The organism is uncultured Shewanella sp., from assembly GCF_947495455.1.
Lineage (GTDB): Bacteria > Pseudomonadota > Gammaproteobacteria > Enterobacterales > Shewanellaceae > Shewanella.
In genome coordinates, this window is the sequence record NZ_CANLZC010000021.1 from 25,364 (window position 1) to 36,751 (window position 11,388).

Annotated in this window: 9 protein-coding genes and 1 pseudogene; 8 read left to right on the forward strand and 2 right to left on the reverse strand. The window is 36.4% G+C overall.

Features of this window, described 5'->3' with window-relative positions; genetic code table 11:
* Window positions 1-41 precede the first annotated feature (41 nt).
* The 5 genes from Q0791_RS08020 (at window position 42) to Q0791_RS08040 (ending at window position 6,354) form a co-directional block, all read left to right on the forward strand.
* Window positions 42-893, forward strand: coding sequence for a methyltransferase domain-containing protein (locus Q0791_RS08020; protein ID WP_299004666.1), 852 nt, complete (start codon window positions 42-44; stop codon window positions 891-893).
* Window positions 894-938: 45 nt separating this feature from the next.
* The gene (gene bioD / locus Q0791_RS08025; protein ID WP_299004577.1) at window positions 939-1,631 is read left to right on the forward strand and encodes a dethiobiotin synthase; all 693 of its coding nucleotides are present in this window, start codon (window positions 939-941) and stop codon (window positions 1,629-1,631) included.
* A gap of 313 nt (window positions 1,632-1,944) precedes the next feature.
* Window positions 1,945-2,805 carry a protease HtpX gene (gene htpX, locus Q0791_RS08030; RefSeq protein WP_299004580.1) on the forward strand — a complete coding sequence of 287 codons (861 nt, stop codon included), beginning with the start codon at window positions 1,945-1,947 and terminating at the stop codon, window positions 2,803-2,805.
* A gap of 361 nt (window positions 2,806-3,166) precedes the next feature.
* Window positions 3,167-5,374 (forward strand): CotH kinase family protein, encoded by a 2,208-nt coding sequence (locus Q0791_RS08035; protein WP_299004582.1) that lies wholly within the window; start codon window positions 3,167-3,169, stop codon window positions 5,372-5,374.
* 344 nt (window positions 5,375-5,718) lie between these two features.
* The gene (locus Q0791_RS08040; RefSeq protein WP_299004587.1) at window positions 5,719-6,354 is read left to right on the forward strand and encodes a response regulator transcription factor; all 636 of its coding nucleotides are present in this window, start codon (window positions 5,719-5,721) and stop codon (window positions 6,352-6,354) included.
* 49 nt (window positions 6,355-6,403) lie between these two features.
* On the opposite strand, the gene bcsG is transcribed toward Q0791_RS08040, so the two are convergent.
* Both bcsG and bcsE read right to left on the reverse strand, forming a co-directional pair.
* Window positions 6,404-8,035 (reverse strand): cellulose biosynthesis protein BcsG, encoded by a 1,632-nt coding sequence (bcsG, locus tag Q0791_RS08045; RefSeq protein ID WP_299004590.1) that lies wholly within the window; start codon window positions 8,033-8,035, stop codon window positions 6,404-6,406.
* A gap of 191 nt (window positions 8,036-8,226) precedes the next feature.
* A pseudogene (gene bcsE / locus Q0791_RS08050) lies at window positions 8,227-9,231 on the reverse strand (cellulose biosynthesis protein BcsE); the annotation flags it as partial.
* A 726-nt stretch (window positions 9,232-9,957) separates the two neighbouring features.
* Here bcsE and Q0791_RS08055 point away from each other — a divergent pair.
* Genes Q0791_RS08055 through Q0791_RS08065 form a run of 3 tightly spaced genes read left to right on the forward strand, consistent with a single transcriptional unit; the run spans window position 9,958 to window position 11,360 of the window.
* Complete coding sequence (locus Q0791_RS08055) at window positions 9,958-10,110, forward strand: hypothetical protein (RefSeq protein ID WP_299004593.1); 153 nt, start codon at window positions 9,958-9,960, stop codon at window positions 10,108-10,110.
* Complete coding sequence (bcsQ, locus tag Q0791_RS08060) at window positions 10,110-10,925, forward strand: cellulose biosynthesis protein BcsQ (RefSeq protein ID WP_299004596.1); 816 nt, start codon at window positions 10,110-10,112, stop codon at window positions 10,923-10,925. The genes Q0791_RS08055 and bcsQ overlap by 1 nt, the downstream gene beginning before the upstream one ends.
* Window positions 10,926-10,943: 18 nt before the next feature.
* The gene (locus tag Q0791_RS08065; RefSeq protein WP_299004599.1) at window positions 10,944-11,360 is read left to right on the forward strand and encodes a hypothetical protein; all 417 of its coding nucleotides are present in this window, start codon (window positions 10,944-10,946) and stop codon (window positions 11,358-11,360) included.
* Window positions 11,361-11,388: the final 28 nt, after the last annotated feature.

Genomic DNA, 11,388 nt, shown 5'->3' on the forward strand with positions numbered 1-11,388 from the left:
AACACTAAAAAAACAATATAATAATGAGTACAATAGTGAATATGACAGCCTTAGCTGATAACCTCACATCATCTGTTTATGATCCCGTTATGACTGAATCAAGCAGTCAACTTGCGACATCGCAAGCGACAAAAAATGAGTGGGATCAGTTAATCGCAAAGGATTTTTCATCTGCAGCAAAGGGCTATCATAAACATAATATTGTTCAGCAACATGCCTCTGCTATTTTATGTGAGCATTTACAGGTTCAAGGGACACTACTGGATATTGGTGCCGGTCCTGGGACTGACTTTTCTCATTGCTTGAAACTTGACAATGTCATGAGCATAGATATTGCAGCGGGCATGCTGAAAAAGTTAAAAGATAACTTTCCAAACTATCATGGGATACAAGGCGATGCTCAGTCTTTACCTTTATTGAACAAGAGTGTGAATGCCATTTATTCTAATTTGGCTTTACAGTGGTGTCATAACTTTGAGCAAGCTGTCATGGAAGCGGCAAGAGTATTAAAACCTTCGGGGAGCGTTGATATCAGTGTGGTGGTTGAAAATAGTTTGCCTGAATTGTCTTCTCTGGGATTTAAAGTGAATCGTTTTCATCCTTTTGATACCTTAGTTTCTTGTTTTAAAGAGAAAGATTGGCAGTTAAGAGAAGCAAAAATTGTGCCTGTGACTGTGTATTTTGATGATTTGAAAAGTTTGCTTTATTCCATCAAAGGAGTGGGAGCGTCAGTATTAATGAATCGATCTGAGCCATCGTCGCTAGTGTTACGAGGACGTCAAGATTGGCAAGCTTTAAATGAGAAAGCTCAGAGCCTAAGACAAGAAAAAGGGATACCACTGACTTATTATATCGCCATTATTCGTGCAAAGCGTCAATGTCATAGGGTTTGAGAGCGGCTGAACAATTATCAGGTGATGTAAAAGAGGAGAGAGTGGATGTATTTTATCACAGGCACGGATACAGATTGTGGAAAAACCTTAGTATCCAGTGCATTGCTGCATAATGCGCCAGGGCGCAGCTTAGGGTTTAAGCCGATTGCATCTGGATGTGAAAAAAGCCAGCAGGGGTTAAGAAATGCCGATGCGTTAAATTTGCTTGCAGCTTCCAGTGTTAAGCTTGGAGACACGCTGCAGTATAATGATAAGACAATAATGCTAGAATATCAGCATGTTAATCCTTATGCATTTGAGCCTGCTATTGCTCCCCATATTGCTGCCCAGCAAGTTGATATCGTCATTGAACCTATGACATTACTGAGCCATGTGGCTTTCGCAAGAGACTTACCTCTCGATTTTTGTCTTATTGAAGGCGCGGGTGGATGGCATTTGCCTCTGGGGGGACCGTATTTATTATCTCATGTGGTTAAGGAAGCCAAGCTTTCAGTGATCATGGTTGTGGGTGTCAAGTTAGGGTGTTTAAATCATGCTTTATTGACCCAAGAAGCATTACTCAAAGAAGGCCTTAACATCGCAGGGTGGGTGGCAAATTGCATTGATCCTGATATGCCTTACCTAGAAGATAACATAGCAACATTAAAAGAGATTATGCAGGGAGAGTGTTTAGGTGTGATCCCTCATTTAAAGGAGCCAATAGCGAGTGTTGCGGCAAGCTATCTGACATTACCTTAAAAGTGTTTTGCGTATCGTCTTGTATGATTTTGTGAATCAAGATTAATCCAATGCTTCTTTTTATTTTCATTATTCATAATGTAATAATTATAAAGAGTTTTATTGTTTATTTTGCGTTGTTTATTATGGATTATCGCTGACTTTTTGCTGTCAAAATCGCCTTTTGATCGGTTATGACCTTGAATTTTCATTATTAGGACATATTATGTCATAAGAGCCGAGGGAAAGTGATGATGTTTAAGTTAGCTTAGACAAGAAGAGTCCCAGTTTTAGCTTTTGATAAAGCCGATAGAGCGATTTTTAAGGAGCAAGTATGAAGCGCATATTTTTACTCATAGCCACTAATATGGCTATTTTGCTGGTAGCATCCATAGTGATGTCAATATTAGGGGTTAATACCTCCAGTATGGGAGGGTTATTGATCTTTGCCGCTATTTTTGGTTTTGGAGGGGCGTTTATCAGTTTGGCGATCTCTAAATGGATGGCTAAGCGAGCAATGGGTTGTGAAGTGATCACTAATCCTCGTGATGAAACCGAACGCTGGCTAGTACAGACAGTGGCTCGTCAAGCGGAAACCGCAGGCATCAAAATGCCTGAAGTTGCCATTTATCAATCTCAAGAGCTTAATGCTTTCGCGACTGGTCCAAGCAAAGATAATGCGTTAGTGGCTGTGAGTAGTGGGCTGCTGTATGGCATGACTAAAGATGAAATTGAAGGCGTATTAGCCCATGAAGTCAGTCATGTTGCTAATGGAGACATGGTGACATTAACCTTGATCCAAGGCGTCATGAATACCTTTGTGATATTTGCTGCAAGAGTGGTGGCGGGTATCATTAATAATTTCGTGAGTAATGATGAAGGTGAAGGATTAGGCATGTTTGCCTATATGGCAGTGGTGTTTGTCCTTGACATGTTATTTGGTATTTTAGCCTCTTTTGTGGTGGCTTACTTCTCAAGGATCCGTGAGTTTAAAGCGGATGAAGGGGGAGCAGCATTGGCGGGTAAGCATAAAATGATTGCCGCATTAGAACGCTTACGCCAAGGGCCTGAGACGGGTGAAATGCCCGCTCAAATGGCGGCGTTTGGTATTAACGGTAAACGTTCAATTTCTGAATTGTTAATGAGTCATCCACCTTTAGAAAAAAGGATTGCAGCATTAAAAGCACGTCCTTAATGCGTGTTATGCATGACTAACAATACACTTTATTTAAAAGCACCGATTTTATCGGTGCTTTTTTATGGCATTCAAATAGAGCTGGCCTTATTTGTGCGGGTTTCAATATACTTTATGTGACTTAGATGTTTTCAATATACGACCTTATGGTTGTTCATGCACATATATGTGAGCACGACATTTGTTCATCCGTAAACATCAGATGAGGGAGATAGATAAACGTTTGAATCTAAGCTGAGAATTACTATTAGCTTACCTTTGTTTATTTTTGCTTTCAGTTATTTACTTATCTTGAATTCCAAAAGATTAACTTAAATTACAATTATTGTTCATTTTAATGGAATAGTGTTGGTGAATTGTTTTGGATAAAAGAATAAAAAATGAACAGGATGTAATAGGGTGCCCTGTAAAAAAAAGCGTTTTGTCAATTGTTCTTGCTCTGTCATTTGGTGTGTTAACTGGTTGTGGCGGTAACAATGACAGTGATACTGAATCAAGTGCTGATGAGGAAGTCATCTCTGAAGATACATCAGGCACCTTAGTGATCAATGAAGTGGTGTCAAAAGGGCTTGAAGATGATTGGATTGAGCTGTATGTGACACAAGGTGAAGTCAATTTAAGTGATTACAGTTTACTTGATGATAATACCGATCATGAGATGCAAAGTTTACCCGATGTGCTCCTTTCTGCTGGAGAATATTATGTGATTAAAGCGATTGATGAGGATGACGCCGCTAGCCAAGAAGGGGCTTATGTCACTTTTAAATTGGGAAGCAGTGACAGTGTTAATTTATTTAAAGGCCTTGAACTCGTTGATCAAGTTTCATGGGAAAGCGATGAGGCTTTTGCCGGTTTTAGTTATGGACGATACCCTGATGGAGAAGATAGCTGGGTAGTGTTAACCCCCACGCCAGAAAGTGCCAATAAGTTGTTAGAACGAGGCCCGTTAATGATCAATGAAGTCATGGTTAACAGTGTCGATAGTGATGGCTGGGTCGAGTTTTATAATACGGACTCAAACAGTATTCTGTTATCAGATTATCAAATACAAAATGCGAATGATGATGTGCCTTTCACTTTACCCAACATCCAGTTAGCCGCAGGCGCTCATTACACTATGGAGTTAAGTGAAGGGGAGTTGAGTGAAGGCAGTACGGCTGATAATGACTTACCTATGGTGTTAGGCTCAAGTGATAGTTTAACATTGAGTTTGAGTGAAACCGCTGAGATCCGCGATTACCTTGCCTGGAATAAGAGCGATGCACCGTCAGGATATAGCTATGGTTCTTATCCTGACGGTGGATCATCAAGATACACATTGGCTGCCACTAAAGGGGAAAGTAATCAACAAGCTTTAGTGTTTGATACCGACAATATAGAAAATGTATATATAGAGGTGTCTGAGTCTGATTGGCAAGATATTATCGCTAACGCCGCAGATAAAGCCTACCACACCGCTTCTATTACTTATAAAAATGTCACCTTAGATAATATTGGATTCCGCACCAAAGGTAACTCTACTTTGTCCAGTATCATTAGTACTGGAAGCACTCGCTTTAGTTTTAAGGTGGACACCGATGAGTATGAGTCGAATCAAGCTTTATTCAATTTAACGAAATTGAACTTTAACAACAATTATAATGATCCCACTTATATGCGAGAAACCCTCTCTTATGACTTAATGAGGGGGATGGGGTTACCTTCTCCAAGAACTGCGTTCGTTAATTTATATATTAATAATGAATTACATGGTTTATATACCATGGTTGAGCAAGTTGATAGCGCTTTTCTAGCACGGAATTTTAACGATGCAAGCGGCGATCTTTATAAGCCTGATGATGCCGATAATGAAGGCTTAGTTGGGCATGATTTACAGTGGATAGATGAAAATTTCGCGAGTTATTCGGCGATTGAACTTAAAACCAACAAGACAACGACGGACAACAGTGCACTAATGGCATTTTTGAAAGTGATTAATCAGGGAGGAGACGAGAGTAGCGTACTCGACAGTGACGCAATATTAAAATATTTAGCCATATCGACAGCGATGAGTAATTTAGATAGTTATCAAGGCACCTTATCCCATAATTACTATTTGTATGAGCAAGCGGGTCAATTTTCTGTTATTCCGTGGGACTTTAATGAGTCATTTGGCACATTCTCCATGGGATGTGATGTCGTCTCATTATATATTGATGAGCCCACTCAAGGTGCGCTATCTGAGCGGCCTTTAATTGCGAGCTTATTATCTGATGAACAACATTTAGCGACATATCATGGCTATTTAAATGAGCTTATTGATGGAGAATTATCCGTTGAAAGTATGACGGAGAAAGTCGCAGATATTGCAGAGATGATCAGAGATGCCGTGGATAGTGATCCAACCGCTTTTTATACCAGTGAAGAGTTTGAAACTGGGTTAACTAATGATGTTGGAAGAACACCTGGTTTGTTATCTTTTGTTGCGGCTAGAGTCCTTAATATCGAGCAGCAATTGACTGGAGCAATTGCCTCAAAAGGAGATGGTACTGGTAGCTGTGGATCCACGAATGGACCTCGTCCTCGATAAGTAAGAGAGTATTTTACTTCATCAAGGGAGTAAACAGGTGCTATGGCTGTTTATTCCCTTTGGCTTAGATGTATTCGCTTAGAGGATTAATGTGATTTTGTGTCTTTATATTTCCCGTCTTTATATTTCCCGTCTTCATATTATCAAATTTTTATCTTTCCAAAAACTAACCTACTGGTTTTTATTGAGTGTTGCACTCGGGACTTGAATTTGCCTTTAATGCTTATTCAGTGGTTTTCATTTAAAGTGGTAAAAGTGAATGAAAAGTCTATTGTTAAATAATCACTATGCTCATTTTACGATTTTGGTTAATGACATTAATTTAACATAAGGAATCGCTGAACATGTTTAAAATAAAGCATTGGATGATTATATCACGCTCAACACTCCTCATTGACTTGTTAAAAACACGTTGGCCAGAAGAGTTCCTCATTACCCTAATTTCCTTATCTCCAGAAAATAAAGATTACCGATTTGATGACAGTAAACTCTCTATTGTGGTGATTGACTTGTCTACTATTGATGTTCAAGATGCCTATAAATTGCAACAGCAAATCGATCGTTCGCAGCGATCAATAAGAGTGGTTTTTATTCATTTTCCATTACAGATCGATGCGCGTTTTCTTATTCAAAAGTCTGTTACAGCGGGCGTGTTTTACAGCGATGCTTCTTTAGAAAAAATAGGTGCAGGGCTGAATGAGATAGTAGTGGGGAAAACGGTGTTGCCGTTAGAGTTAGAGCAGCAAAAACAGCCGGTTAAAGCCTTATCGAATTTATCAGAAGAATTAACTATCAGAGAGCGTGAAGTATTAAAAGCCTTGCGTCTAGGGTTAACAAATATTGACATTGCAGAACAATTATTTGTCAGTGAAAGTACCGTTAAAACACATTTATATCATTCATTTAGAAAAATAGGGGTATCGAGTCGTGGTGAGGCGATTGCTTGGGCACAAGCGAATCTGCATGAGGTTAATCAGTGAGGTGTTTCCTTTATGATAGCATTGTCGTCACTGTTTTTTATATTTAGAATTAATTTTGGCTTGGGTATTCTATCCAAGTGTTGTCATCTAATGAAATGTAAAACCTATCTTGTACTTTCATCATGGTTGTTGAAGCATTTTGGGCTACGATTGGGGTATTGGGCAGCTTATTAATTAAAAGGTTGAGATCAATAGATGGCGATTGATATAGATTATTGTCTATCAAATTAGAGAGTAATTTGGCTATAGCTAAATAACTCGAAGGGAAATCAATGTGAATAGGTGGCTTTTTATCCTGTTGATAGCCCAATATTTTTACTCCAACAGGAATATGTACAATGGCAGGTGAAGGGAGCTCTCGCATGCCTGATATTTGAAATTGATCGCCTTTAAGGTTGGCACCATGTTCTGGAATGAAAAAAACTACTAGTTTTCGTTTAGATAGACTTAATTGTTCAAAAAATTGGTATAAATCATCAAGTAAGTTTTTGAGTCTGAGTTGATAATTTTTAATATCATTTAATTTTGCATTATTGATTATTCTATTACCATCATGAAGTGATATTGTATTATAAAGCGCTATAATATTGCTGTCTTCATTAGCATTTCTTTTAGACCACCATAAATCTAATACATCTTTATCACGAAAGATGTTCGAACCATCAAATGATTTTAAATAAGGAGGAAGCTGAGTCATTTTGATAGAGGACCTGCCTAGTTTTCCATTGTCTTCTAATTTATTGATAAAGCTATCATAAATACCGTCATGATTAAGGAATACATTCTCACTGAAGCCAATTTCTTGAAGATTTTTAAACAAATAACATTCATTCGAAGGGGCATTTTCAAACAGATTTTTGTGAGTTTTTTGACCACAATTGGCTCGAAGCAAGCGGATCAGCGCAGGGCCACTATAAGACGTTGCTGAATTAAAATTGTCAAACACAATATCAAAGCTATTGAAGATAGGATGAGATGACAACTCTGTCATCTGAAGGTCATTCCAAGCAAGTGAGCAGACACTTAAAATAAGTATGTCAAAAGGTGCATTAACTTTAGTGCTTTCAATGGGGATCCTTTTCGTGGCTTGAGAAGAAAAGAAATCATTTTTTAGTAAATTTAAACTTGTATCATTGATAAGTAAAGTCGGTGTCGTTTTTTGTATGGAGGTTTCTGAAACTGTATGATTAAGAGTATATACTTGAGGAAGAAAGTCGTCATTGTCTAATAAAAGATTTTTTAGTGGAGTGCTGATAAAAATGAGGAGTGAAAAAGTGATGACTGTGACTCTAATATATCTTTTGGTTAAATAATAAAAGACAGATAAGGTGAAGACAGATAATAGTAACTCTATTGATATTATCCGTTTTAAAAGGCTATAAAGGTAGTGAATATCAAATTGAGATAGTTGTAAAATGTTATCCCATAATTGTGATAATGGAGGCAAATAGGCATCATAATACAGTAACAAAAGGGCTAATGGAAAGGCAATAGCTTGTCTGATAACTCTCAAAAAGGAATGATGAATAGGGAATAATAAAAATGCTAAAAATGAGAAGTTCTCGATGGAATGAAAATCAATATTTCCTTTAATGTAGAGAAAAATTTTAATAATGAAATATAAGTTCCACCAACCAAGGGATGTTATTTGTTTAATCTGTCGTTGTTTTTGTTTTATCATCGTGACTTTGTTTGTCTAGAGAAGCTGCTAAGTGGGATGAGACTTCGATAAAAGAACTGGGTTGCTTAAAGTATTGCAGGTAGAATCTTGATATGTTAGTTACTACTTTTTTTAAATAGTAACCAATAAAAATACCTACAAATAAACTAATACTAATAGATATAAAAAAATTAAGCATATTCATATTTCACTCAGTTTAATGTGAGTGGCTTGTTGATTGAAAACTGCACAGTCTTCTTTTTCGTGTCATCATAAAGGTTTTGTTTTTCCAATAGCGTTTCAATTTTAATCGGTTGAGCTCTTTTAATGATAATGGGTAACTCTGCCTTAATGTCTATTGCATTATCAATGATAGTATAAGAAAGGAATAAACTTTCTATGGGGATATCAAATAATTGATTCAATGTGGCATGTACGTCATTGAGGCGGATCGCACTGAAAAAAACATAAAGGGCATGATTGCAGGCGGTGACAATATCCCCATCTCGGTAAATGTGGCATAAATGCAGGCAGTCTATGGCTTTCATACTTGATAGTAAAGAAAGCTTAATTAATGCAAAGCGAATACTTTTTTGTGCGGCAATGACCATGATTTTTGAACAATAATCTTTAAAATCAGTATTTGCAAGATAGCCCTTTTGATCAAAATCTTGATTATATTTGAGTAATTCATTTTCGTTATTTGGCAGTTTTCGAGTAAAAATCTGTCCTTGTATGGATTCGATTAAGCTTATACATCGAGAAAATGAAACATTGAATGGAATAATGAAATTAACCCCAGCATTAAGGAGAAGCTTTTCATCGATATAGCGCAAAATGGAGGTCATTTCACGAATGACAATTTTGATTGCGCTGCCTTTACTTTTTCGCAAGTGATAGCACTGTCTACTCATTGATTCTAATTCAGATATTTTCTGATAACTTAAGACAATAGTAGAGGCTTGTACCGAAATGCTGTCCAATAAGCTGAAGAGTTCTTCATTGGTATTGATAACATTGACACTGTTATGGAGCGTTACGCTTTCATGCAGTGCTGTTGCAGTGACATAAATGCGTTCTGTATCATGATAGCTTGTATTTATACTAGATGGAGAGGCGACTTCTTTGAGGGCAATGAAATAATTTTCATTATTGATTTTAAGACGATAAGTTTTGTCAGTAGTCACACCATGTTGATTGCACCAGAAACTAATATGATAGTGATATTGTTTTTATTGATTGCATTTATTGAGCTTATTCCTGAGATGTATTGGTTCAGCTCTATAAGCCTAGGTTTTATTAGACTATTAATTTTATCTCCATAAATAATGATTTTTAGGCATATTTTATTGGCATGACTCCAGCTCGCAGTGCTTTTAAAGAATGAGACTATTTGTGTGTCATTAAGATTGTAAAAATGGTTTTCTGGAATAGAGATGATAAGGTTAGATTGTCTAGATAAAATAATGTATTTAAACTCATTGATTAATTTATGTATTTTAATTTTTGATTGAACCTTTAATTCATTCAAAAACCATATTTTTTTACAGTGCTTTATTAAATAAGATAGGTGCTTTTGTTGCTCTTCTTTTTTTAGAACGGAAAAATAATGCTCTTTGTTGACAAGTGAAATAAATGAATGTGTTGAGTCCATGATAGTGTTTAGGTAGAGGATACTCGTTTCTTGATTGGTAAATAAATAGACATATTGACGTTGAATATCACCTATTTATGCATGTAAATTGAGGTTTTTAATCCCTGACATAGACATTCCCATTTCACTGATGTTTTACTTTTTCTTATTTGGTTTTTTTGAATACTGACTATACTTATTTAGATAGTTTACTCTTTAATATAATAGATGATTTTTGAATATTTAAACGAAAGGATCCTGCAGACTATTTATTATAGATGATTTTGATTAAAAGCATGGAGGGCTTAGATTGACAAGATTGACGGATGATATTCATACTGTTTATGCTTCATTAGACTCACTCGATCAAGACTATATTGAACTGACCGATGATGAATTGTATCAATCAGTTAGAAAGAAATGGCTGATGTTAAGTACAAGCGATGCTTTACATGATGAATAATGGAAAAAACCATTTACAGAGACGCTAATATGACTAAGCGTATCATTATTGCTGGACTAAAAGGAGGGGAAGGAGCAACAAGTGTCACGGCTAACTTAGCCAATGCTTTTGAGAGATTGAATCAAAAAACCTTATCTATTGATTGTACTAAAATGAATTCATTGAAGTTACACTTCAGCACTAAAATGGAAATCAGTCAAGGTTGGGGTATCAATGCGATAAATAATCATGTGTTAGAAGAAGCTGCGTTTGAAAGTCCACAAGGAGTGAAGTTTTTTCCATTTGGTGATTTGTCCTTTCAGCAAATGCAGGAATTTGAAACGACTAAAAGACACATTTTTAAGACGTTATTAAATGAACTGATTAACGTTGAAGACACCTTTCAGTGGCAGTTAATTTTATTGGAGCATATAATTGAAAATCAAAATGAATATGAATGCTTATTAGATAGCGCCGATTTAATTTGTCTTGTTTTAACGCCAGGGCCAAGTCATTACCATTTACTTCAACAAAAAATTTTGAATTCGAATATTAACCTTTATCAACAAGAATACTTAGCTAAAACAAGGTTTCTTGTTAATCAATTTCATGTCGAATCGACGGTGAGTCGCGATTTTTTAATGGTGTTACAAAAAGAGCTAACAATGCGTTTAGTGCCTGTGTATTTACATTATGATCCCACAATGATTGAGAGTTTAGCTAATTTAACGAATGTGATGCACTATGCGCCTCAGAGTCTGCTCGCACATGACTTTCAAGCGTTAGCTTATTGGTACTTATCTTCTTTTTCATCGGAAGGTCAATTCGGTACTTAGATTGTTTAAGGACGTACCTTGATATTTCATCCACGAATAGTGAAGCGTATTAAGCGACAGATACAGGCCTATGAGACGCATTTTCAGTGTGATTCCAGTCTATTGGGCAAGGTAGGATTGTGGATTTGGTTTTCTTTCTGTTTGCTTCTATTGAAACCAAAAATAGCGGGAGTAGCGAGTTGGCGGTTGCTTTTACATTATTATCCCCATATTAATTTTTGTTTTCCTAATGTGTTAGACATGTTTCGCTTTATTATTCAATCTTTTTGGTTAATTTTTGTAAAACAAGATTGGCAAGAGGAAAAGCTTTTTAATCGGAAAACTTGGGTGAAAGCATTGGCGACTATTTTTTATCTGCCTTTGTGTTTTGCTCGTCATAAGATGGATATGCTTTTGCAGAAAAAGATTTTTTTAAGCGAAAAGTTAGTCAATTAACGTTAAAGTGGGAACATCATCATTCATT

Excerpts from the sequence above, each read along its gene's own strand:
- Q0791_RS08040 (WP_299004587.1), top strand. The coding sequence starts at position 5,719 with ATGTTTAAAATAAAGCATTGGATGATTATATCACGCTCAACACTCCTC.
- bcsQ (WP_299004596.1), top strand. The coding sequence starts at position 10,110 with ATGGAAAAAACCATTTACAGAGACGCTAATATGACTAAGCGTATCATT.
- bcsG (WP_299004590.1), bottom strand. The coding sequence starts at position 8,035 with ATGATAAAACAAAAACAACGACAGATTAAACAAATAACATCCCTTGGT.
- htpX (WP_299004580.1), top strand. The coding sequence starts at position 1,945 with ATGAAGCGCATATTTTTACTCATAGCCACTAATATGGCTATTTTGCTG.
- bioD (WP_299004577.1), top strand. The coding sequence starts at position 939 with ATGTATTTTATCACAGGCACGGATACAGATTGTGGAAAAACCTTAGTA.
- Q0791_RS08020 (WP_299004666.1), top strand. The coding sequence starts at position 42 with ATGACAGCCTTAGCTGATAACCTCACATCATCTGTTTATGATCCCGTT.